Here is a 22,734-nt window from a genome sequence, read left to right as displayed (position 1 = left end):
GGCGACTGCGGTGAGGGCACTGGACCGAGTCTACCGGCCGGGTCCGACAGTTCCGGGCACCGGCACGGGTGATGTCCCCCGACACGCCCGGCCGCAGGGGGCGTGACGAGCCAAATCAGCACGGATGGACCATGCTGGACACGTCATGGGTGAGGTGCAGCCGTCCGCAGCGACGAAGGTGGCCCGCAAGGGGCCGTGGCGGCTCGTCACGCGCACCTTCGCCAAGGCCTGGGAGGGCAACATCTTCTCCGAGGCCGCGGAGGCGGCTTTCTGGCAGACGCTGTCGCTCCCGCCCCTGCTGCTGGGGCTGCTCGGCAGCCTGGGCTTCGTCGGCGAATGGTTCGGCCAAGGGGTCGTCGGCGCGGTCCACGACCGCATCATCGGGTTCTGCCGGACGGTGTTCAGCCAGAACGCCGTCCACGACATCATCGAACCGACCGTGAACAGCATCCTCACCGTCGGCAAGGGCGAGATCGTCTCGGTCGGTTTCCTCATCTCGCTGTGGGCGGGCTCGTCGGCGATGTCGTCGTTCGTGGACGCGATCACCGTCGCGCACGACCAGTACGGCGTCCGCAACGACGTCTGGCAGCGGATCTTCGCGCTGCTGCTGTACCTGTGCGGCCTGGTGATCCTGGTGGTCGGGCTGCCGCTGCTGGCGATCGGCCCCGACCTGCTGCCGGAGTTCTTCCCGGCGGCCTGGCGCCCGACCGTCACGTCGTGGGTGAGCGCGCTGTACTTCCCCGCCCTCGGCGCGATGATCACCCTCGCCCTGACCACGTTGTACAAGCTCGCCCTGCCGCGGAAGCTGCCGTGGCATCGCGGGCTGCCCGGCGCGGTGCTCGCCATGGTCGTGTTCCTGCTGTCCTCGGTCGGCTTGCGCGTCTACCTGAACTGGATCACCAAGACCGGCTACACCTACGGCGCGCTGGCCGCGCCGATCGCGTTCCTGCTGCTGATGTTCTTCATCGGACTGGCCGTGGTCGGCGGCGCGTACTTCAACAGCGCGATCCAGGAGCTGTGGCCGGCGAAGGCGACCCGGCGGCAGCGGCGCAAGTGGCGGCGGCTGGAGATGGAACGCGCCTCCGAGCGGCTGCGCTCGGAAGAGGGCCGCAAGCTGTGGGACCGCTCGACCACGCCGCTGCGGCGCCCGCGCGCCGAGGACGTCTCCCCCGGCGGCGGCGAGCCGGAGCCGTCCGAAGAGGACACCTCGTCACCGAGCGCACCGGAACCGGCACCCAGTGCGGCTCAGGGTCGGGGGTCCACCGAAGGGGGGACCCGGAATCCACCCCCAGACTGAGTCGCTCCTCAGGTCGGACATGGGACGCTTCCCCCGTCACTGACGCAGGCGTCGGTCGCCGCGTCGTTCCCGAGGGGGTTTTCCGAGTCATGTCCGTGCTGGCCAGACTGAGCCTGCGCAACCGGAGCCTGATCGGCCTGCTCGCGCTGGTCGTCGTCGGCTTCGGCGCCTTCGCGCTGCCGCAGCTCAAGCAGCAGCTCTTCCCGTCACTGCAGTTCCCGCAGGCGCAGATCGTCACCGCGTACCCGGGCGCGTCGCCGGACGCGGTCGACCGGCAGGTCTCCGAGCCCCTGGAAGGCGGCCTCCAGGGGCTGAAGGGCCTCGAGCAGATCACTTCGACGTCGTCGGACGGCGTCTCGCGCGTCGTCGCGCAGTTCGAGTTCGGCACGGACATCGACGCCGCCGTCTCGCAGATCCAGCAGGTGGTGAACCAGGTCCGGCCGCGGCTGCCGCAGAACACCGAGCCCGCCGTGTCCGCCGGCAGCACCGACGACCTGCCGGTGGTGCTGGTCGCCGCGGGCACCACCGGCGACCCGCAGGCCCTCGCGCCCGCGCTGACCGACCAGGTCGCGCCGGAGCTGCGGAAGATCGACGGGGTCCGCACGGTGACCGTCACCGGCGTGCAGCAGCCGCGGGTCACGATCACGCTCGACTACGCGAAGCTCGCGGCGGCCGGGGTGGACCCGGCCTCGGTCGCGACCACGCTGCAGACCGCGGGCGCCGCGGTGCCGGCCGGGACGCTGACCGAAAACGGCAAGACGCTGTCGGTGCAGGTCGGCGGCGGACAGACCACTGTGGACACGTTGCGCAACCTGTACCTGACGCCGGGTGCTTCGGCGGCGCGCCCGGGTACTCCGGCGCGCGGTCCGGTGAAGCTGGGTGACGTCGCCGACGTCCAGCCCGGGTTCGCGCCGCCGACGTCGATCACGCGCACCAACGGCAAGCCCAGCCTCGGCCTCTCGATCACCATGGTGGACAACGGGAACGCCGTCGCGATCTCCCAGGCGGTGCGCGACAAGCTGCCGGACCTGGCGAAGAAGACCGGCGCCGAGATGAACGTCGTGTTCGACCAGGGCACCCCGGTCAAGGACGCGATCAGCGGCCTGACCACCGAAGGCCTGCTGGGCCTGGCGTTCGCCGTCGTCGTCATCCTGCTGTTCCTGCTCTCGGTGCGCTCGACGCTGGTGACCGCGGTCTCGATCCCGCTGTCGGTGGTCGTCGCGCTGCTGGCGCTGTGGACCGGCGACCTGTCGCTGAACCTGCTCACCCTCGGCGCGCTGACCATCGCGATCGGCCGGGTGGTCGACGACTCGATCGTCGTGCTGGAGAACATCAAACGGCACCTCGCGTACGGCGAGGAAAAGGACCGGGCGGTGCTCGACGGCGTCCGCGAGGTGGCCGGCGCGGTCACTTCGTCCACGCTGACGACCGTCGCGGTGTTCCTGCCGATCGCGTTCGTCGGCGGGTTCGTCGGCGAACTGTTCTCGCCCTTCGCGATCACGGTGACGGTGGCGCTGCTGGCGTCGCTGCTCGTCTCGCTGACCGTGGTTCCGGTGCTGGCGTACTGGTTCCTGAAGCGGCCCGCCGTCCCGGCGGACCCCGTCGAGGCCGAGCGGGCGCGCGAAGCCGCCGTCGAGAAGGAGCGTCGCAGCGTCCTGCAGCGCGCCTACCTGCCGGTGATCCGGTTCGCGACGCGGCGGCGGCTGACCGTCGTCCTGCTGGCCCTGCTGATCTTCGCGGGCACGGTCGGGCTCGCGACGCGGCTGAACACGAACTTCCTCGACCAGTCCGGCGGCACCACGCTGAACATGACGCAGAAGCTGCCCGCCGGCACCAGCGTCGAGGCGAAGGAGAAGGCGGCCACGGCCGTCGAGCAGGCCCTCGCGGCCGAGTCCGCGGTGCAGACCTACCAGGTCAGCATCGGCGGCGGCGGGACGTTCGGCTTCGGCGGCGGGACCAACACGAGCATCTCCGTCACCGTGGCCAAGGACACCGACCTCGACGCGCTGTCGGACCGGCTGCGGTCGAAGCTGACGTCCCGGCCCGAGCTGGGCGAGATCAAGATCGGCGCGGACGCGTCCGGGTTCAACTCCGACCAGGTCTCGGTGACGGTGACCGCACCGTCGGAGGCCGCGCTGAAGCCGGCGTCCGACCAGGTGGTGCAGGCGCTGCGCGGGGTGGCCGGGCTGACCGAGGTGTCGAGCGACCTGAGCGTCGGCTCGCCGCGGGTGCAGGTCGAGGTGGACGACGCCGCGGCCGCCGCGCGCGGGCTGTCGGCGAGCACCATCGGGCAGATCGCCAACCAGGCGATCGCCGGGCGCACGGTGACCCAGCTGCCGGTCGGCGGGCAGCGCACGGACATCGTGCTGCGGGCCGGCACGGCTCCGGCCACGGTGGACCAGGTGCGCGGGCTGCCGATCCCGGGCCCGGGCGGCGTCGTCCGGCTCGACGAGGTGGCTCGCGTGTCCACTGTGGACGGACCGGCGTCGGTGCGGCGCACCGGCGGCGACCTGAGCACCACGGTGACCGCGAAGAACACCGGGGACGACCTGAGCAAGACCACCGCGGACATCAAGTCCAAACTGGACGGACTGACGTTCACCGGCGGTGCGGCGTACTCGCTCGGCGGCGTCAGCCAGGACCAGCAGGAGGCGTTCTCGAACCTGTTCCTGGCCCTGCTGGCGGCCATCGCGATCGTGTTCCTGATCATGGTGGCGACGTTCCGCAGCCTGATTCAGCCGTTGATCCTGCTCGTGTCGATCCCGTTCGCGGCGACCGGCGCGATCGGGCTGCTGCTGGCCACCGGCACCGCGCTCGGCTTGCCGGCGCTGATCGGGATGCTGATGCTGGTCGGGATCGTGGTGACCAACGCGATCGTGCTGATCGACCTGATCAACCAGTACCGGGCGGAAGGCATGAGCGTCGCCGACGCCGTCACCGAAGGCGGCCGGCGCCGGCTGCGCCCGATCCTGATGACCGCGGCAGCGACGATCTTCGCCCTGGTCCCGATGGCCCTGGGCATCACCGGCCAGGGCGGGTTCATCGGCCAGCCCCTGGCGATCGTGGTGATCGGCGGCCTGGTCAGCTCCACCCTGCTGACCCTGGTCCTGGTCCCGACCCTCTACACGATGGTCGAGACCCGCAAGGAACGCCGCCGCGCCCGCCGCGAAGCTCGCCGAACCCCGTCCCAGGCCCCCGACTCGGAGTCCCTCAACCCCGAACCCGCGTGATCGGAACGCCGACACGCGTGATTTGAGGGTCGACACGCGTGATCAGACGGACGACACGCCGGGTCCAAGGCGGGCCCGGCGTGTCGTCGCTTCAATCACGCGTGTCGACTCCGCAATCACGCGTGTCGCCCCTTCGATCACGGGGTCAGCGCTGCTGGAAGCGGTAGGTCTTGCTGTCCCAGAGGATGCAGATGCTCGGGGCCATGACCACCACGCGGAGGGTGTTGTCGCGTTCGTCGAAGTCGATGCCTTCGACCTCGAACGAGCCCGAGCAGCCGCTGCGGAGCGGGAGCTGGCCCAGGGACGTGACGTGGGCGGTGACGTCCGAGCCGTTCAACGACGAAGCCAGGTCGACCTGGAGGAGCGGCTTCGTCGTGCCGAAGAGGCTGCCGTCCGGGTCGTCGGACGCGCAGAGCAGGCGGGTCGCGGTCTGGAAGTCGCAGCCCTGGACGTCGCGGACCGCGTGGTCCAAGCGGATCGCCCCGGCCAGCGGCAGGTTTTGCGCCGGGTTCGTGGCCACCACGCCGGGCATCGGGTGGACCAGGAGCCGGTCCATCGTGCCCCACTCCCCCGCCACCAGCCAGCGCGCGTCCGGCGACACCGCGGCGAAGGAGTTGTTGTTCGCCTCCCACGACTCGAGGTTGTGCTTGTAGTTGGCCCACGAACCGTCCGGGGCCTGGACGCGGAAGAGCTTCGCGCCGCGGTCGTCACGCTGGTACGGCTCGACGTACCAGCCCTGGGCCGAGCCCGGGTCGCCGACGTGGTTCCAGCCCTGGGCGTTCAGGTCGGCCGGGATCGTGCCGATCCCGGTGTAGCGGATCGTCGTCCCCGAAGGACGCACGATCGTCGCGAGGCCCTGGCTCTCGTCGAGGGCGCGGGCGTTGTCGGAGCCGACCTCCGTCCAGCCCGTGACGGCCTGGGCCAGCGCGGGCGAGACCACGGCGAGCAGGGCGGCGAGGGTGAGCACGATCCCGGTTCTGCGCATGTGCGACTCCGGTGGGTGAGAGGGACCTGGCCCGCTGGATTTACCAGGCCCCGGGCACCCGGCACACCCGCCGAATGAAGGTTTTTCACGTTTGTTCGACGAGTTGTCTCATTCCGGACAGCAGAAAACCCCGGCGGGGGCACCCCGCCGGGGACTCCCGGCCCGGCTCAGTTGCCCGGGCGGAGACTGTCGTAGATCTCCTTGCAGGCCGGGCAGACCGGCGACCCGGGCTTCGGCGACTTCGTCACCGGGAAGACCTCGCCGCACAGCGCCACCACGTGAGTGCCCATGACCGCGCTCTCGGCGATCTTGTTCTTCTTCACGTAGTGGAACATCTTCGGCGAGTCGTCGTCGGTGGTGTCCGTGCCCTCGGGCGTGGTTTCCGGCTTCGTCAGCGTCTCGGTGCTCACCCGGCCATTGTGCCCGAGTCCCCGCGCGGGAGGTCTCCGGCCTGGCAGGATCCCCGGCATGTTCCAGAAGGTGCTCGCGACGTTCGGCTCGGGCGGGGCGCGGATCGATGCCCGCCTGCTCGACCGCACCGCCGCCCCCGGCCGCCCGCTCCACGGCGAGGTGCTGCTGCTCGGCGGCGAGGTCGACCAGGAGATCAAGGGGCTGGGCGTGACGCTGCTGGCCCGCGTCCAGGTGCCCGGCGGCCGGACCGAAGACCTCCCGTTCGGCTCCCAGCACCTGGTCGGCAGCGAAGTCATCCGGGCCGGCCAGCAGATCCGGGTGCCGTTCGAGGTGCCGCTGCCCTGGGAGACGCCGGTGACCAGCGTCTACGCCAAGCCGCTGACGGGAATGGCGGTCGGCGTCCGGGCCGAGCTCGACCTGGCCGCCGCGGTCAGCGACCCCTTCGACGCCGACGCCGTCGCGATCGAGCCGCTTCCGGCGCAGAAGCGGATCCTCGACGCGCTCAGCCGGCTCGGCTTCACCTTCCGCGAGGCGGTCCTCGAACAGGGCCGGGTCGACGGCGCCCGCCAGCAGCTGCCGTTCTTCCAGGAGATCCGCTTCACGCCTTCGCCGCGCTTCGCGAGCATCTTCTCCCAGGTCGCGGTCACCTTCCTGACCTCGGCCGAACGCACCGACGTCGTGCTGGAGGTCACCAAGCGGGTCCGGGTGAGCAAGACCGGCGGCTTCGGCGGCCGCGGCCAGGACTTCCTCGGGATGTTCACCATGAAGCCGGACGTCAACTGGGAAAAGCAGCTCGAGGACTGGCTCGACCTCCTCGCGCGGCCACGCGGGATCTTCGACTGATGCAGTGGTCCGAAGCGGTCGCGGTGCTCGGCGGCACGTCCGACGCCTGGCCGCGGCTGCGGGCCCGGTACGCCGAGCCGCACCGCCGCTACCACACGCTCACGCACGCGGCCGCCGTCGCGCGCGACTCCGCCTGGCTGGCCGAAGGCCTCGGCGACACCGACCGCGCCATCGTCGCCGTCGCGGCCTGGACACACGACGTCGTGTACGACGCGAAGCCCGGCGAAGACGAACGAGCCAGCGCCGCCTGGGCCCGCGACGCGCTCGAAGGCGTGGCCGAAGCGCACGTCGAGCGCGTCGAAGGCCTGATCCTCACCACCATCGGACACGACGCCCCACCGGACGACCCGCTGGCCACCGCCCTCCTCGACGCCGACCTCGCCGTTCTCGGCGCGCCGCCGGACCAGTACGCGGCGTATGCGGACGGGGTCCGCCAGGAGTACGCGAAGTACCCCGACGACGTCTGGCGCGAAGGCCGAATCGCCGTCCTCGAGCGCCTGCTGTCCCGGCCGCTCTACCGCAGCGAAGCCGCCCGGACACGCTGGGCGAACGCCGCCGAAAGCAACCTCACCACCGAGCTGACCCACTGGCGCGGCGAGCGAACCGATCACCGATGATGGTCCCTCGTGACTACCGCACTCTCGCTGCACGAAGAGGTCGCCTCGGCGCTGCGTGACGGGCACCCCGTCGTCGCGCTGGAGAGCACCATCCTGTCCCACGGCCTGCCGCCGGGCCGCAACCTCGACGTCGCCCGCCGCCTCGAAGGCGTGGTCCGCGACGGCGGCGCCGTCCCGGCCACGATCGCGGTGCTCGACGGGCGGGTCGTCGTCGGCCTCTCCCCCGCCGAGCTCGAGCGCGTCTGCGCGCCGGACGCCGGCCTGGACAAGCTCTCGCTGCGCGACCTCGGCCCGGCCGTCGGCCTCGGCCGCTCGGGCGCGACGACGGTGGCGAGCACGTCGGCGCTGGCCGCCGCGGCCGGGATCGGGATGTTCGCCACCGGCGGGCTCGGCGGCGTGCACGTCGGGGCCGCGCAGTCCTGGGACGTCTCGGCCGACCTCGGCGTGCTGGCGAAGGTGCCGACCGTGGTCGTCTGCTCCGGCGTGAAGTCGGTGCTCGACATCCCGGCCACCCTGGAAGTCCTGGAGACGAACTCGGTGCCGGTGCTGGGCTACCGCACCGACGACTTCCCGGCGTTCTACCTTCGCTCGTCGGGGCACCAGGTCGGCTGGCGGGTCGACGACCCGAAGCAGGCCGCCGCCGTCATCGACGCACACCGCGCGTACGCGAATTCCGGTGTCCTGCTGGCGAACCCGATTCCCGAAGCGTCCGAAATGGACAAAGAGCTGCACGACCGGCTGCTCGCCGAGGGCCTCGCGCTCGTCGAGGAGCAGGGCGTGCACGGCGCCGACGTCACGCCGGTGCTGCTCGAGCACTTCCACACCGCGAGCGGCGGGGTGAGCATCGACGCGAACGAGGCGCTGGTGCTGAACAACGCGAAGCTGGCCACCGAGGTCGCGGTGGCGCTGGCATGAGCGGGATCGTGGTGGTCGGCGACGCCGCTCTCGACGTGATCGCCCGGCACGACAAGCCGTTGCCGCACGGCGGCGACGCTCGCGCGAAGATCCGGTTCACGGGCGGCGGCGCGGGCGCCAACACGGCGCTGTGGCTGCGGCACCTGGGCGCGGAGACGACGCTGCTGGCGCGGATCGGCGACGACCCGGGCGGCCGGCTGATCCGGGCCGAGCTGGAGGCCGCCGGTGTGCGGTGCGCGTTCGCCGTCGACCCCGAGGCGCCGACCTGCTGCGTGGTGGTGATGGTCGACGGGTCCGGGCAGCGCAGCATGCTGGCCGACCGCGGCGCGAACCAGCGGTTCGTGCCCGAGGACGTCACCCCCGAGGCCCTGGCAGGCGCGAGCCACCTGCACCTGTCCGGGTACGTGCTGCTCGACCCGCCGTCGCGCGCGGCCGGCCTCGCCGCGCTGGCCGCGGCTCGCGAAGCGGGGTTGACGACGTCGGTCGACCCGCAGGCCGCCGCGCACATCACCGACCCGGCCGCGTTCCTGGCCGACGTCCGCGGGGTCGACCTGCTGATGCCGAACACCGAAGAGCTGGTCGCGCTGACCGGCTCGGCGGATCCGGCGTCGGCGAAGGAACTGCTCGGCACGGTCGGCGCGGTCGTGGTCACGGCGGGCCTCGACGGGGCCAGCTGGGTCGACGCGGGCGGCGTCACGAGCGTGCCCGCGGTCGAAGCGGAGTGCATCGACTCGACCGGTGCGGGCGACGCCTTCGACGCGGGCGTGCTCACCGGCTGGCTGGCCGGGGAGTCCACTGTGGACGTCCTATGCCACGGCACCCGGCTGGGCGCGCTGGCCGTCGGCAAGGTGGGCCCCCAGCCGGTCTGACGCATCCCCCGGTTGCAGTGAATGACTCATTCCTGGCGTCGGACGCAAGGAATGAGTCATTCACTGCATCGCGGGACCCGCTCAGCCGTCGATGACGCGGTGGCTGGTGCTTTCGATCGCCTTCGCCTCGCGCTCGTACCGCGAGATCTGCTCGGTCTTGCGGGGCGGGCGGTCGTTGGCGATCAGCACCGCGATCCACGGCAGCGGCACCGAAATCGCCAGGAAGCCCAGCGCCAGCCACCACACGTGGTAGGTCAGCCCGGCCGCGATCAGGCACGGGATGCGGCAGCACATCATGATGACGTACTTGCGCTTGCGCGCGGCGAACTGCTCTTCGTACGACGGGGCCGCCCCGGTGATCAGCACCGGGTCCGAGTCGTTGGCGGGCATGGTCACTGCACCACCTCCGCCTTCCATCGTCCCACTTGCGCGGTTCATCCGACACCGGGGTGACGCATCTTGCTCAACGCGGCCACCACGAGGGTTTCGATGCCGGTCCGCAGCGTCGGGTGCAGGATCGGCGCGAACCGCGGCGAGTGGTTGGACGGGATGTCGCGCTCGAACCGGCCCTCGGTCATCGCCGTGATGACCGTCTGCGGGTCGAAGCCGCCGACCAGCCAGAACACCGACGGCACACCCGCCGCCCGGCCGAACTCGCTGAAGTCTTCACTGCCGGTGATCAGCGGCGCCGGCAGCACGACGTCGGCGCCGAAGTGGCCGCGGAAGACCTCGGTGAGGGCCTCGTTGGCGGCCTCGTCGTTCTCGGTGACCGGATAGGCGCCGGACCGCTCGATCTCGGGCGGCTTCGGCGCGCCGGCCGTGGCGGCCTCGCCGTGGACGATCCGCTCGACCGCCGCCAGCACCCGCTCGCGCACGGCCTGGTCGAACGACCGGACGTTGACCTCCAGCACGGCGTCGTCGGCGATCACGTTGGCCGCGGTGCCCACGTGCAGCGAACCGACCGTGACCACGGCCGAGTCGGTGGCGGCGATCTCCCGCGAGACGATCGTCTGCAGCTTGAGCACCACGGAGGCGGCCAGCACGGCCGGGTCGACGGTGGTCTCCGGGCGCGAGCCGTGCCCGCCGCGGCCGTGCAGGGTGACGCGCAGCGTGTCGGTGGCGGCCATGATCACGCCGGGCCGGGTGAGCACCCAGCCGGCCGGGCCGGGGACCAGGTGCTGGCCGAAGACGACGTCCGGCTTGCCCGCGATGTCGAAGAGCCCGTCGCGGACCATCGCCGCCGCGCCGCCCGCGCCTTCCTCCCCCGGCTGGAACACCACCAGCAGCGTCCCGGACCAGCTGTCACGGCCCTCGGCGAGCAGCGCGGCGGCGCCGGAGAGCCAGGTGGCGTGCATGTCGTGGCCGCAGGCGTGCATGACGGGGACGTCGGTGCCGTGCTCGTCGGTGGCGCGGGCGGTGCTGGCGTAGGACAGCCCGGTCTTCTCCTCGACCGGCAGCGCGTCGATGTCGGCCCGCAGCTGCACCACCGGCCCTTCGCCGTTGCGCAGCACGCCCAGCACGCCGGTGCCGGCGATACCGGTGTGCACCTCGTAGCCGTCGCCCTCCAGCCGCCGGGCCAGCTCGGCCGCCGTCCGGGTCTCGGCGAAGGAGAGCTCCGGGTGCCGGTGGAAGTCGATGTACAGCGCTTCGAGTTCGGGCAGCGCCGCGTCGAGCGGGGCGAGGACGCGTTCAAGGGTCACGGGGGCCATCGTGGCAGCATTACCCACCGTGAGCACGCGAAGCGAGTTGCCCGCCCTGTCCGACGACGTCTGCGCGCGGCTGCGCGAGGCCTTCCGGCGCACCTCCTACGACGCCGACGGCGTGGTGGCGGCCCTCGGCGGGGCCGCGCACGCGGCGCTGGGCCGCGGCGAGCCGGTGCCCGCCGAGCGCGCGACCCGGGACGCGGGTGACCTCGGCACGCTGATCCGGCTGTTCCTGCTGGGCGGCACCGAACCCGAGACCGCGGTCAAGGCCGCCCTCGCGCCGCTCGCGGTCGAGGACGCCGTCGCCGCCGGTGTGCTGGCGGCCGTCGACGGCGGCTACCGGGCCGCCCTCGACATCCGGCCGCACGGTGACGAAGAGGGCTCGTGGTGGGTCGTGTCGGACCTCGACGCCGGCCTGCTGGGCCACACCGTTCCCGAGGACCACGTGCTCGGCGTCGGCCACGCGTCGCTGTCGCTGATCCGCGCGACCAGCCGCCGCCCGGTCGGCACCCTGCTCGACCTGGGCACCGGCAACGGCGTGCAGGCGCTGCACGCGACCCGGCACGCCCAGCGCGTCACCGCCACCGATGTCTCCTCGCGGGCCCTCGCCCTGGCCGCGGCGACCTTCCGGCTGAATGAGCTGGACGTCGAACTCGTCCGCGGCGAGTGGTTCGCGCCGGTCGCGCGGCGGAAGTTCGACCAGGTCGTGTGCAACCCGCCGTTCGTGGTCGGCCCGGCGCGGGTGGACTACACCTACCGCGACTCCGGGCTGGCCGGCGACGACGCGAGCGCGCTGGTCGTGCGGCAGCTGCCGGGGTTCCTCACCGACGGCGGCACCGGGCACCTGCTCGCGTCCTGGCTGCACACCGGGAAGGAGGACTGGGCCGATCGGGTGAGCCGCTGGCTGCCCGCCGAGACCGACGCCTGGTTCGTGCAGCGCGACGTCGCCGATCCGGCGCTCTACGTCGGCACATGGCTGCGTGACGCCGGCCTCGACCCGCGTTCGCCCGAAGGCCGGGCGAAGGCGGCGGCGTGGCTCGACTGGTTCGCCGCCAACGACGTCCGCGGCATCGGCTTCGGGTTCGTCACGCTGCGGCGGGCGTCCGGGCGGACACCGACCGTCGTGTGCGAGGACCTGCGCCAGGCCTACGACGATCCGCTGGGCCCGGAAGCGGCCGGCTGGCTCGACCGGGTGGAATGGCTGCGTGAATCGGGTGATTCATTACTGGATGTCCGTTTTGTGGTGCCGGACACGGTGTTGCTCGAAAGCGTCGAAGAACCCGGTGACGAGGGCTGGGCGACGACCGTCCGGCGGCTGCACCGCACCGACGGGCCGGGCTGGCAGCACGAGGTCGACGAACTGGCCACGCGGCTGCTCGCGGGCTGTCGCGGTGTTCTGCCCCTGGAGGACCTGATCGAGCTCCTCGCGGCGGCGCAGGGCCTGTCGTCGGAGGAACTGGCGGCCGCCGCGCTCCCCGTCGTCCGGGAGCTCGTCCGGCACGGCATGCTCGTCCCCGCGGGCCGGTGAGGGCGGTCGCGGCCCGCGTCACGCGGGCCGACGTGACGGTGGGCGGCGAGGTCGTCGGCGCGATCGACGAGCCGGGTTTGCTTGTGCTGCTGGGAATTCACGTCGGCGACGATCCGGCGAAGGCCGTCACGATGGCCCGCAAACTGCACGAACTGCGGGTGCTGCGCGACGAGGAATCATGCGCCACGGCGAATGCGCCACTGCTCGTGGTGAGCCAGTTCACGCTCTACGGCGACACGAAGAAAGGACGGCGGCCGTCGTGGACGCAGGCGGCCCGGCCGGAGGTCGCCGAGCCGTTGGTGGACGCCGTCGTGGCCGAGCTGCGCGGCCGCGGCGCCACCGTGGCGACCGGTCGTTTCGGGGCGATGATGGCAGTGTCGAGCGTGAACGACGGTCCGTTCACCGTTCTCGTAGAGGTCTAGACCTTTAGGATCTGGTTCACATTCTGACCGGATTCATATGGAATTCTCAGGTTCCCCGGTCACGGAACGTTCTCAGCAAAAGCTCAGCATTGGTTGAGCAACCGGATCGCTCCGGCATCCGTCTTCTCCTATGACGGGCCGGGAACGTTTTGGGAACCCGGAGCGTTGTGCCAGATGTCCAGCCAAGCCGGCCGGACCGGCGTACCGGGATCCACAGGCCCCGGTCCGCGGGTGCGCACCCGGTGGACGACCGCAGCAGCACGTTCAGCCCGTGACCGGGGAGGCAGAATGTCAGTCCAGACTCTCGAACGCGAGTCGCGCGGGATTCGCGAGCGCATCCCGGCTCAGACGACCGAGGAGCCGACGACGCTGGGCGTGGGGACGCTCACCGACGCCGACCTCGACGCCCAGAGCCCCGCCGCCGACCTCGTCCGCGTCTACCTCAACGGCATCGGCAAGACGGCCCTGCTGTCCGCGGCCGACGAGGTCGAGCTGGCGAAGCGCATCGAAGCCGGCGTGTTCGCCCAGCACATGCTGGATACCGCCGAGGAGCTCACGGCCAAGCGCCGCACCGAGCTGGCCGCGCTGGTGCGCGACGGCCACGTGGCCAAGAACCACCTGCTGGAGGCCAACCTCCGCCTGGTGGTCTCGCTCGCCAAGCGCTACACCGGCCGGGGGATGCCGCTGCTCGACCTGATCCAGGAGGGGAACCTGGGTCTCATCCGCGCGGTGGAGAAGTTCGACTACTCCAAGGGGTTCAAGTTCTCGACCTACGCCACCTGGTGGATCCGGCAGGCGATCACCCGGGGCATGGCCGACCAGGGCCGCACCATCCGGCTGCCGGTCCACCTGGTGGAACAGGTGAACAAGCTGGCCCGCATCAAGCGCGACCTGCACCAGCAGCTCGGCCGCGACGCGACGCACGAGGAGCTGGCGGCCGAGTCGGGCATCCCGGCGCACAAGATCTCGGACCTGCTCGACCACTCGCGTGACCCGGTAAGCCTGGACATGCCGGTCGGCACCGAGGAAGACGCCCCCCTGGGCGACTTCATCGAGGACTCGGAGGCGACCGACGCGGAGAGCGCCGTGATCTCGGGCCTGCTGCAGGACGATCTGCGCCGCGTCCTGGCGACGCTGGACGACCGCGAGCAGCACGTGATCCGCCTGCGCTACGGCCTCGACGACGGCCAGCCGCGCACGCTCGACCAGATCGGCAAGCACTTCGGGCTGTCCCGCGAGCGCGTCCGCCAGATCGAGCGCGAGGTCATGTCGAAGCTGCGCCAGGGCGAGCGGGCCGACCGACTCCGCGCGTACGCCAGCTGATCGCTTTTGTCCGAGGGCGGGTGCACTGGGTGCACCCGCCCTCGGTCGTTTCCGCACCGCGCTGACCAGGCGTTCGACCGAGAACGAAAATTTTCCACGAAAAGCGGGTTTCGCCGCTGGGGGGCCTGGGTAGCAACCCTCCGCCAGCACCCGTTCGGCGGCGTTGACTTATGACCTGCGTCACGACAGCCTCGAAGTGCCGGCGCAGGCCTCGCAACCGGGTGTGCACGCATCCGGGAGCTTTCCCCGGGAGGTCGGGTCCGTCGGGGTGGACCCGGCCTCCCGACCAGCTTCCCGCCGTTGCCCGCCGATGCAGTGAATGACTCATTCCTGACGTCCGACGCAAGGAATGAGTCATTCACTGCACTCGCCCAGCCGATCGGCCGCGCACCCGGGCGGTCGGCCCGCGTACCCAGACGGTCGGGCTGCGTACCCAGACAGTCGGACTGCGTACCCGAACGGTCGGCGGCCCGGCAACGCCACCGGCACCGCACCCAGCCCTCCCCCGCCACCCCGATCCGAAGCCAGAACACGGACGGTGGTGCCGGGTCAAGGCACGCTTTCCCGCCTTGACCCGGCACCACCGTCCGTCGTCACAATCGGGCTTCGGGGTGGCGGGCCCCAGCCCGAAAAGGAACGGGCGTGGGGTGGCCCACAGTGACCGGATGCCTCTTCGGCGTGCCCTTCCCCGCCGCATAAGGTGGACCGATCCCGGAGCTGGCAAAGGAGCCTGGCAGTGCCGTCCACCACGTTTCAGCACACCGAAGTCCTCCCGCTGGGCAAGGACACCACCACCGAATACCGGCTGGTCACCGACGAAGGCGTCGAGACCGTCGAAGCCGCCGGGCGGACCTTCCTGAAGATCGCCCCGGAAGCGCTCACCACCCTCGCGCGCACCGCCATCACCGACATCCAACACCTGTTGCGCACGTCACACCTGCAGCAGCTGCGCGCCATCGTCGACGACCCCGAAGCATCCGGAAACGACCGGTTCGTCGCCATGGACCTGCTGCGCAACGCCGCCATCTCCGCCGGGGGCGTGCTCCCCATGTGCCAGGACACCGGGACCGCCATTGTCATCGGCAAGCGCGGCGAAGGCGTGCTCACCGGCGGTGACGACGAGCGCGCCCTCTCGCAGGGCATCTTCGACGCCTACCAGCAGCTGAACCTGCGCTACTCGCAGATGGCGCCGGTCACCTTCTGGGACGAGCGCAACACCGGCACCAACCTGCCCGCGCAGATCGAGCTCTACCACAAGGAAGGGGACCCGACGTACGAGTTCCTCTTCATGGCCAAGGGCGGCGGCAGCGCCAACAAGACGTTCCTCTACCAGGAGACCAAGGCCGTCCTGAACCCGAAGCGGCTGGCCCGCTTCCTCGACGAGAAGCTGCGCAGCCTCGGCACCGCGGCCTGCCCGCCCTACCACCTCGCGATCGTCGTCGGCGGGATGTCCGCGGAGTTCAACCTGAAGGTCGCGAAGCTCGCCTCCGCCCGCTACCTCGACAACCTGCCGCAGGAGGGCTCCGAACTGGGTCACGCCTTCCGCGACCGCGACCTCGAGCAGCAGGTGCTGGAGATGACCCGGCAGTTCGGCATCGGCGCGCAGTTCGGCGGCAAGTACTTCTGCCACGACGTCCGCGTCATCCGGCTCCCCCGCCACGGCGCGAGCTGCCCGGTCGGCGTCGCCGTCTCCTGCTCCGCCGACCGCCAGGCCAAGGCGAAGATCACCGCCGACGGTGTGTTCATCGAACAGCTCGAGCGCGACCCGGCCCGGTTCCTGCCCGACATCACCGAAGAAGACCTCTCCGACGACGTCGTCGCCGTCGACCTCAACCGGCCGATGGCCGAGATCCGCGCCCAGCTCTCGCAGCTGCCGGTCAAGACGCGGCTTTCGCTCACCGGGCCGCTGGTCGTCGCGCGGGACATCGCGCACGCCAAGATCGCCGAGCGCCTCGACGCCGGCGAGGAGATGCCGGACTACCTGAAGAACCACCCGGTGTACTACGCGGGCCCGGCGAAGACGCCCGAGGGCTACGCGTCCGGCTCGTTCGGCCCGACGACGGCCGGGCGGATGGACTCCTACGTCGAGCAGTTCCAGGCCGCCGGCGGCTCGCTCGTCATGCTGGCCAAGGGTAACCGCTCGAAGCAGGTGACGAACGCGTGCCAGGCGCACGGCGGCTTCTACCTCGGCTCGATCGGCGGCCCGGCGGCGCGGCTCGCGCAGGACTGCATCAAGCAGGTCGACGTCCTCGAGTACGCCGAGCTCGGCATGGAAGCCGTCTGGAAGATCGAGGTCGAGGACTTCCCGGCGTTCATCGTCATCGACGACAAGGGCAACGACTTCTTCGCCAGCACCGGCGATCCGGTGCTGCAGATCAGCTTCCGCTGACGCACGGAAAAGGGGACACCGGCCCGCCGCCGGTGTCCCCTTTTTCCTTCGCTCAGCCGACGCGCTCGATCCGCGCGCGCCGGATGAGGAACTTGCCGGGCTCCCGGACCTGTTCGAAGGCCGCGTTGTTGAGCAGCGTGCAGCTGCCCGACACCGACGTCACCTCGACCGTCGTGGACTTCGAGTTGTCCAGGTTGGTCACCTTCAGCTTCGTCCCGGCCGGGAACTGGTTGCTCGACGCGGCCGGTGCGCCGCCCTCGCCGGAGAGCGTCACGGTCGAACCGGCGCAGACGACTTCGCCCACCGCACCGCCGGCGCCCGGCTGCTCCTGCTTCTTCTGCTGCCCGGGCGCCTGCGCCTTGCCCGGGGCGTTGCCGGAGTTGCCCGGCGCCGCCGCGGCCTGACCGTTGTTCGCCGCGACGTTCGCCGTGCAGCCCGCAACTTGCCGCCGCTGCTGGATCAGGTCCACCACCGCCTGGCGGTTGGCGATCCGCGCGGCCGACTGCGCGTCCGGGTTCGCCTGCTGGCCCGCGATGAAGTTCAGGTTGTTCTGCAGGGCGGTGTCGAGCCCGCCGCAGTTCTCCTTGGGCGCTTCGGCCGCGTTGCCCGCGGGACTGCTCAGCGCGATGGCGGTCGCGGTGATACCGGAAACACCCAGCAACGCCGCCAACCCGACGGTCGCCTTCTTGCGGTGCCGGCCACTGCTCAACCGGGGCATGGGCCCCTCCTCTCTGATCGCCACCTCACCCGGGACACGGGCCGGTCACGGTGGCGGTTCAGCGGGAGCCCTGACAATTTTCGACAACTTCGACGATGAGCGGACCACGCGCAGCCCGTGGTCCGGACCACGGCACTTTCAGTATGAAAGTGCCGCCCGCAGGGGGGCACTTTCACGTGAAAGTGCCCTGGCCTACTTCGGCGGGGTGGACTTCAGCACCACCGTGCGCTGGTCCAGCGGCGCGGCCAGGGTGACCGAGACGACCGGGTACCGGATGTCCATCGTGCACATCTGATTGGTCTGGGCCTTCGTCTCGCTCAGGTTCACGACGACGTGGTCGCCCGCCTGCTCGGCCGCCTCGCCGAGCGCGTGCCCGCAGCCGCCTTCCTGGGCGCGGATGTTGAGCACGGTGCCGCCGTCGGCCGTCCACACCTCGCGGGGGAACCCGGCGGGCAGCGCGGACGCGTCGATCTTGTCCGCCGGGACCTGGATGCTGCCCTCGGGCACGGTCAGGCGGGGCTTGCCCGGCGGGTTCGGCTCCGGCGGCGCCGGCAGCACGGACTCGCTCGGTGACGGCGACGCCGGTGCGGGGACCGACACGCTGCCGGTCGATCCCGCAGGCTGGCTGGTGGGCATGTCCTGGCCGGCGCAGGCCGTCACCATCAACAGGAGCGCGCCTGTTCCGACCACCTTCGCTGAGTACCTCATGCCGTCAGGACGGAACGGGGGTGGCCGGGGGTTGCACCGGAATCGTCCGGATTGCCTCCCGGCGTCGACGGCGGTCAGCCCCGGCGGAGGACGACCGTGCGCGTTCCCAGCGGTGCCGTGAGGGCGAGCGGGATCTTGATCTCCTTGATGTAGTCCGGGCACATCTGGCCCTTCGGCGCCGTCCCGACGGCGACCAGCACGACCACCTGCTGCGCCGTCTGCTCGCCGACGTGGGCCGAGATGCGGCGGCAGCCGCCCTCCTCGGCCTGCAGGATCACCGTCCGGCCGTCGAGGCTGCGGGTGAGGCTGCGCGGATACCCCTCGGGCAGCTCGCGGGCGTCGACCTGGGACTCGGCGACGACGTCGTCACCCGGCGCGATGCCCTGCGTCGGCCGCCCGACCGTCGGGGAGGGCGGCGGGCCGACCGTGGGGGTCACCGTCCCCGGCGCGCTCGTCGAGGTCGTGGGCGTGCCGGGCTCCGAACCCGGACCCGCCGCCGGGGCGCCGGCCCCGGAATTCGCGGCGCAGGCCGTCGCCGTGAGCAGCAGCAGGCCCGCGCCCAGCAGTTTCACCGTGGTACGCATACCTGCCAGACGGAGCGGACGCGCCCGGGGTTGCATCGGGGCCGCTCAGCCGGCGGGCCGCCCGAGGCGGGTCGTGAAGCTGAGCCGGTCACCCCGGTACAGCGACCGCACCCGCTCGAACGGCACTCCGTCCGGGCCCCACGAGATCCGGTGGGTCAGCAGCATGGGCAGCGCCGGGTTCGTCCCGATCAGCATGGCCTCGCGCGGTGTCGCCAGCACCGTCTCGACCCGCTCCTCCGCCCCGGCGGGCTCCATGCCGAGCTGCTCGCTCAACGGCTGCTCGGGGGTGAACACGTCGAGCAGGTCCGGGCACCGCGCCGCCGGGAGATATGTCGACTCGAGCCCGACGCGCTCGTCGCCGGCCAGCAGGACCCGCTCGAGGTGGAACACTTCGGTGTCCGACGTCACCTGGAGGTCGGCGGCCAGTGCGCGGCCGGCCACGCGCCGCTCCAGGGTGATCGCGCGGCGGCCCGGCCGGATGCCCGGGCGCCGGCTCTCCGTGGCCAGCGGCTGGACGAGCTTCGGGCCGGCGATGTAGGTGCCGCTGCCCTGGCGGCGGCTGAGCCTGCCCTCGAGCACCAGCTCGCCGACCGCTTGCCGTACGGTCGCCCTCGACACTTCGAAGCGTTCGCACAATTCCCGTTCCGTGGGCAGCACCGCGCCTTCGCCGAGTTCCGCGATCACCGCCAGCAGTTCGACCTTGACCGCGTAGTACCGCGGGACACGGCCGTGTTCGGGAATCCCGTCGAGAACGGGACCGTCGGCGGACAGGCGGGAATGACGCGTGGGGGCGGGCACGGAATCGACCCTATTGGGTTTCCGGTGCGCCGTGGTTCGCTGTGGCACGAACCACTGCCGCCGCATGGAGGATCACCCGGATGCCCCCGACTTCCCTCACCCGCAGGCTCGGCCTCGGCGACGCCGTTTTCCTCGGCCTGGGCTCGATGATCGGGGCCGGTGTGTTCGCCGCGTTCGCCCCGGCGGCGCGCGCGGCGGGGGCCGGATTGCTCATCGCGTTGGTCCTCGCGGCCGTCGTCGCCTACTGCAATGCGATGTCCTCGGCGCGCTTGGCCGCGATTCACCCGGAATCCGGCGGTACCTACGTTTACGGCCGGGAAAGGCTCGGTGAATTCTGGGGATACCTGGCCGGCTGGGGATTCGTCACCGGCAAGACGGCGAGCTGTGCCGCGATGACGCTGACCGTCGTCGCCTACGCCGCGCCCGGGCTCGGGCAGCCGTGGCGGAGCCTCCTCGCGGTCGCGGTGGTCGCCGCGCTCACCGCCGTCAACTACTTCGGCGTGCACCGGTCGGCGCTCGCCACCCGAGTGATCGTGTCGTGCACCCTGCTCGTGCTCACGGTCGCGGGAGTGGCGATGGCCGCCGGGCCGTCCGGCGGCGGCCCGCTCGTCGCCTGGCCGGGTGGCGGGGGCGTGCTCGAAGCGGCCGGGCTGCTCTTCTTCGCCTTCGCCGGGTACGCGCGGCTCGCCACCCTCGGCGAGGAGGTCCGCGACCCGGCTCGCACCATCCCCCGCGCCATCCCGCTCGCCCTCGGCGTCACCCTCGTGGTCTACGCCGCGCTGGCGGTGCTGCTCCTCGTCCGGCTCGGCCCGGCCGCGCTCGCCGCGAGCCCGGACCCGATCGCCGCGGCCGTCCCGGGGTGGCTCGCCCCGGTGGTCCGGGCGGGCGCGGCCATCGCCGCCCTCGGCTCGCTGCTCGCGCTCATCCTCGGCGTCTCGCGCACGACGCTGGCGATGAGCCGCGACGGCCACCTGCCTCGCTTCCTCGCCGCCGTGCACCCGCGCTACCGGGTGCCGCACCGGGCCGAGCTCGCCGTCGGGCTCGTCGTCGCCGTGCTCGCCGCGACGATCGACCTGCGCGCGGCCATCGGCTTCTCGTCTTTCGCCGTGCTGACCTACTACGCGATCGCCAACGCGGCCGCGCTCACGCTGAAGGGGAAGGCGCGAGCCGTCCTGGGGCTGACCGGGTGCGTGGTGCTCGCGTTCAGCCTGCCGCTGCCGTCGGTGCTCGCCGGGTGCGCGGTGTTGTCACTGGGCGGTTTGGCCTACGGCGTTCGCCGGGTCCGCCGGTGAGAAATCACCCAACCGCCCGAAAGATCCGAAGAAAGTCGGTTGTCCCGGTCTGTGCGCACCTGGTGTAGTCGTGGGGCCGCTCACGGCAATCGCTTCCACTGTGGACACTGGAAGGACTGATCCCCTTGGCCCCCAAGCGCTGGTTCACCGTGCTCAGAAACGCCACCACCGCACTCGCCGCGGTCGCCGCCGCGGCCTCGTTCGCCACCCCGGCGATCGCCACCGCCGCCCAGCCGCCGTCCACCGACGTCGTCGGCGGCACCCGGGCCGCCCAGGGTGAATTCCCGTTCATGGTCCGGCTTTCCATGGGCTGCGGCGGTGCGCTGTACACCAAGCAGATCGTCCTGACCGCGGCGCACTGCGTCAGCCGGACCGGGGCCAACACCTCGATCACGGCGACCGTCGGCGTCGTCGACCTCCAGAGCACCAGCGCGCAGAAGATCCGCTCGACCTACGTCTACCAGTCCCCCACCTACGGCACCTCGACCGGCGGCGACTGGGCGCTGATCAAGCTCGCCAGCCCGGTCAGCGGCCTGGCCACCATGCCGATCGCGACGACCAGCGCGTACAACACCGGCACGTTCACCGTGGCCGGGTGGGGCGCGGCCCGCGAAGGCGGCGCGCAGCAGCGGTACCTGCTCAAGGCGACGGTCCCGTTCGTCGACGACGCCACCTGCGCCGCCCAGGGCGGCAGCTACCCCGACCTGATCCCGAGCGCCGAGATCTGCGCGGGCAACCTCGCCTCCGGCGGCGTCGACACCTGCCAGGGCGACTCCGGCGGCCCGATGTTCCGGCGGGACAACAACAACGCGTGGATCCAGGTCGGCATCGTGTCCTGGGGTGACGGTTGCGCCCGCCCGCACGCGCCCGGCGTCTACACCGAGGTGAGCACGTTCGCATCGAAGATCGCCGCTGCGGCTGCCACGCTGTAACCACTTCCGCACGCCGAAGGGCCCCCGCCGCGGCGGGGGCCCTTCTCGCGGATTCAGCGCGTCTTGTCCAAGCGGGACAACGCTTCTTCGTAGCCGGACACCAGCTCCGCGACGACGTCGGCGACCGGCCGCACCCGGTTCATCCGGCCGACGATCTGCCCGACCGGCATCGACACCACGCTCGGGTCGTTCGCCGCGTGGATCCGGTTGTGGGCCGGGGAAACCAGCAGGTTCTGCAGCGGCATCGGCAGCGGCTCGGGCGCGTCCGGCGCGGCCCACGCCTCGGTCCAGCGGGTCTTGAGCAGCCGGGCCGGTTTGCCGGTGTAGATCCGCGTCCGCACGGTGTCCGACGACGAAGCCGCGACGAGCGCCTGCTGCATCGCCACCGATTCGCCCATCGTCTGCAGGTATTCCTCGGTGGCCAGCCACATGGAGCCCATCCAGACGCCGGACGCGCCGAGCGCGAGCGCGGCGGCCATCTGGCGGCCGGAACCGATTCCGCCCGCGGCGAGCACCGGCACGTCGACCGCGTCGACGATCTCCGGCACCAGCACCATGGACGCGATCTCGCCGGTGTGCCCGCCGGCTTCGTAGCCCTGCGCCACCACGAAGTCGACGCCGTTTTCGACGTGCCGCACCGCGTGCTCGGCCTTCCCGGCGAGCGCGGCCACCGGCACACCGCGATCGTGGCACTGGCCGATCACGTCGACCGGCGGCGAGCCGAGCGCGTTGGCGATCAGCTTGATCGGGTGGTTGAGCGCGACCTCGACGTGCGACCGGGCGACCGAGTGCAGCCAGCCGAGCACCCCCGCGCGCTCGTCGGTGTCGTCCGGCAGCGGCGGGACCGAAAGCTCCTTCAGGACGCGGTCGACGAACGCGCGGTGCCCGTCCGGGATGAGCTTCGCCAGATCGACCTGCGTGCCCTCGGCGGGCACCTTCGCCGGCATGACGATGTCGACGCCGTACGGTTTTCCGCCGGTGTTCTCGTCCATCCAGGTGAGCACCCGGTCGAGCTCGGCGGCGTCGTTGAACCGCACGCAGCCGAGCACGCCGAGCCCGCCGGCGCGGCTGAGCGCCGCGGCGACGTGCTCCGACGGGGTGAACCCGACGATCGGCAGGTCGATGCCGAGCCGGTCGCACAGAGCTGTCCGCACTCTAGTAGCCCTCCTC

General features: G+C 71.5%; 21 protein-coding genes. 12 read left to right on the top strand and 9 right to left on the bottom strand.

Features of this window, described 5'->3' with window-relative positions; genetic code table 11:
- Positions 1-145 precede the first annotated feature (145 nt).
- Together ACFPLC_RS28475 and ACFPLC_RS28470 are read left to right on the top strand one after the other, a co-directional pair.
- Entirely contained in the window at positions 146-1,297 is a 1,152-nt protein-coding gene (locus ACFPLC_RS28475) for a YihY/virulence factor BrkB family protein (protein ID WP_378193048.1), read from the top strand.
- An 89-nt stretch (positions 1,298-1,386) separates the two neighbouring features.
- On the top strand, positions 1,387-4,527 hold the full coding sequence (locus tag ACFPLC_RS28470; RefSeq protein WP_378193045.1) for an efflux RND transporter permease subunit: 3,141 nt from the start codon (positions 1,387-1,389) through the stop codon (positions 4,525-4,527).
- 145 nt (positions 4,528-4,672) lie between these two features.
- Here ACFPLC_RS28470 and ACFPLC_RS28465 read toward each other — a convergent pair whose 3' ends face one another.
- Together ACFPLC_RS28465 and ACFPLC_RS28460 are read right to left on the bottom strand one after the other, a co-directional pair.
- The gene (locus ACFPLC_RS28465; RefSeq protein WP_378193042.1) at positions 4,673-5,512 is read right to left on the bottom strand and encodes a hypothetical protein; all 840 of its coding nucleotides are present in this window, start codon (positions 5,510-5,512) and stop codon (positions 4,673-4,675) included.
- 167 nt (positions 5,513-5,679) lie between these two features.
- A complete protein-coding gene (locus tag ACFPLC_RS28460; RefSeq protein ID WP_176176076.1) occupies positions 5,680-5,922 on the bottom strand; it encodes a DUF3039 domain-containing protein in 243 nt (80 codons plus the stop codon).
- A gap of 58 nt (positions 5,923-5,980) precedes the next feature.
- On the opposite strand from ACFPLC_RS28460, the gene ACFPLC_RS28455 reads away from it, so the two are divergent.
- The 4 genes from ACFPLC_RS28455 to ACFPLC_RS28440 are packed head-to-tail and all read left to right on the top strand — an operon-like array spanning position 5,981 to position 9,167.
- Positions 5,981-6,766, top strand: coding sequence for a sporulation protein (locus ACFPLC_RS28455; RefSeq protein WP_378193039.1), 786 nt, complete (start codon positions 5,981-5,983; stop codon positions 6,764-6,766).
- Positions 6,766-7,383, top strand: a complete 618-nt coding sequence (locus ACFPLC_RS28450; RefSeq protein WP_378193036.1) for an HD domain-containing protein — start codon at positions 6,766-6,768, stop codon at positions 7,381-7,383. Before ACFPLC_RS28455 ends, ACFPLC_RS28450 begins: the two co-directional genes overlap by 1 nt.
- A gap of 9 nt (positions 7,384-7,392) precedes the next feature.
- Positions 7,393-8,298: a pseudouridine-5'-phosphate glycosidase gene (locus ACFPLC_RS28445; protein WP_378193033.1), complete on the top strand. Its 906-nt coding sequence runs from the start codon at positions 7,393-7,395 to the stop codon at positions 8,296-8,298.
- Positions 8,295-9,167 carry a carbohydrate kinase family protein gene (locus ACFPLC_RS28440; RefSeq protein ID WP_378193030.1) on the top strand — a complete coding sequence of 291 codons (873 nt, stop codon included), beginning with the start codon at positions 8,295-8,297 and terminating at the stop codon, positions 9,165-9,167. The genes ACFPLC_RS28445 and ACFPLC_RS28440 overlap by 4 nt, the downstream gene beginning before the upstream one ends.
- Positions 9,168-9,248: 81 nt before the next feature.
- On the opposite strand, the gene ACFPLC_RS28435 is transcribed toward ACFPLC_RS28440, so the two are convergent.
- Both ACFPLC_RS28435 and ACFPLC_RS28430 read right to left on the bottom strand, forming a co-directional pair.
- Entirely contained in the window at positions 9,249-9,563 is a 315-nt protein-coding gene (locus ACFPLC_RS28435) for a DUF3099 domain-containing protein (RefSeq protein WP_378193027.1), read from the bottom strand.
- 38 nt (positions 9,564-9,601) lie between these two features.
- Positions 9,602-10,867, bottom strand: coding sequence for an amidohydrolase (locus ACFPLC_RS28430; RefSeq protein WP_378193024.1), 1,266 nt, complete (start codon positions 10,865-10,867; stop codon positions 9,602-9,604).
- A gap of 28 nt (positions 10,868-10,895) precedes the next feature.
- On the opposite strand from ACFPLC_RS28430, the gene ACFPLC_RS28425 reads away from it, so the two are divergent.
- From ACFPLC_RS28425 to ACFPLC_RS28410, 4 genes are all read left to right on the top strand, one after another.
- The gene (locus ACFPLC_RS28425) at positions 10,896-12,398 is read left to right on the top strand and encodes a DUF7782 domain-containing protein (RefSeq protein WP_378193022.1); all 1,503 of its coding nucleotides are present in this window, start codon (positions 10,896-10,898) and stop codon (positions 12,396-12,398) included.
- Complete coding sequence (dtd, locus tag ACFPLC_RS28420; RefSeq protein WP_378193020.1) at positions 12,395-12,820, top strand: D-aminoacyl-tRNA deacylase; 426 nt, start codon at positions 12,395-12,397, stop codon at positions 12,818-12,820. Before ACFPLC_RS28425 ends, dtd begins: the two co-directional genes overlap by 4 nt.
- Positions 12,821-13,108: 288 nt before the next feature.
- Entirely contained in the window at positions 13,109-14,143 is a 1,035-nt protein-coding gene (locus tag ACFPLC_RS28415; RefSeq protein WP_378193018.1) for a sigma-70 family RNA polymerase sigma factor, read from the top strand.
- Between the two features lie 736 nt (positions 14,144-14,879).
- Entirely contained in the window at positions 14,880-16,532 is a 1,653-nt protein-coding gene (locus ACFPLC_RS28410; RefSeq protein WP_191316887.1) for a fumarate hydratase, read from the top strand.
- Positions 16,533-16,584: 52 nt separating this feature from the next.
- Here the strand turns inward: ACFPLC_RS28410 and ACFPLC_RS28405 are convergent, their stop codons facing one another.
- From ACFPLC_RS28405 to ACFPLC_RS28390, 4 genes are all read right to left on the bottom strand, one after another.
- Positions 16,585-17,250: an RlpA-like double-psi beta-barrel domain-containing protein gene (locus tag ACFPLC_RS28405; RefSeq protein WP_378193016.1), complete on the bottom strand. Its 666-nt coding sequence runs from the start codon at positions 17,248-17,250 to the stop codon at positions 16,585-16,587.
- A 192-nt stretch (positions 17,251-17,442) separates the two neighbouring features.
- On the bottom strand, positions 17,443-17,958 hold the full coding sequence (locus ACFPLC_RS28400; protein ID WP_446681636.1) for a hypothetical protein: 516 nt from the start codon (positions 17,956-17,958) through the stop codon (positions 17,443-17,445).
- Between the two features lie 74 nt (positions 17,959-18,032).
- Entirely contained in the window at positions 18,033-18,542 is a 510-nt protein-coding gene (locus ACFPLC_RS28395; RefSeq protein ID WP_378193014.1) for a hypothetical protein, read from the bottom strand.
- Between the two features lie 45 nt (positions 18,543-18,587).
- Positions 18,588-19,340: a GntR family transcriptional regulator gene (locus ACFPLC_RS28390; protein WP_378193012.1), complete on the bottom strand. Its 753-nt coding sequence runs from the start codon at positions 19,338-19,340 to the stop codon at positions 18,588-18,590.
- An 80-nt stretch (positions 19,341-19,420) separates the two neighbouring features.
- On the opposite strand from ACFPLC_RS28390, the gene ACFPLC_RS28385 reads away from it, so the two are divergent.
- Positions 19,421-20,632, top strand: coding sequence for an APC family permease (locus ACFPLC_RS28385; protein ID WP_378193010.1), 1,212 nt, complete (start codon positions 19,421-19,423; stop codon positions 20,630-20,632).
- Positions 20,633-20,757: 125 nt separating this feature from the next.
- Positions 20,758-21,564: a S1 family peptidase gene (locus tag ACFPLC_RS28380; RefSeq protein ID WP_378193008.1), complete on the top strand. Its 807-nt coding sequence runs from the start codon at positions 20,758-20,760 to the stop codon at positions 21,562-21,564.
- Between the two features lie 53 nt (positions 21,565-21,617).
- Here the strand turns inward: ACFPLC_RS28380 and ACFPLC_RS28375 are convergent, their stop codons facing one another.
- On the bottom strand, positions 21,618-22,718 hold the full coding sequence (locus ACFPLC_RS28375) for an NAD(P)H-dependent flavin oxidoreductase (RefSeq protein ID WP_378193006.1): 1,101 nt from the start codon (positions 22,716-22,718) through the stop codon (positions 21,618-21,620).
- Positions 22,719-22,734 lie beyond the last annotated feature (16 nt).

This window comes from Amycolatopsis plumensis (genome assembly GCF_042652605.1).
Lineage (GTDB): Bacteria > Actinomycetota > Actinomycetes > Mycobacteriales > Pseudonocardiaceae > Amycolatopsis > Amycolatopsis plumensis.
This window is presented reverse-complemented; position numbering and strand designations above follow the sequence as displayed.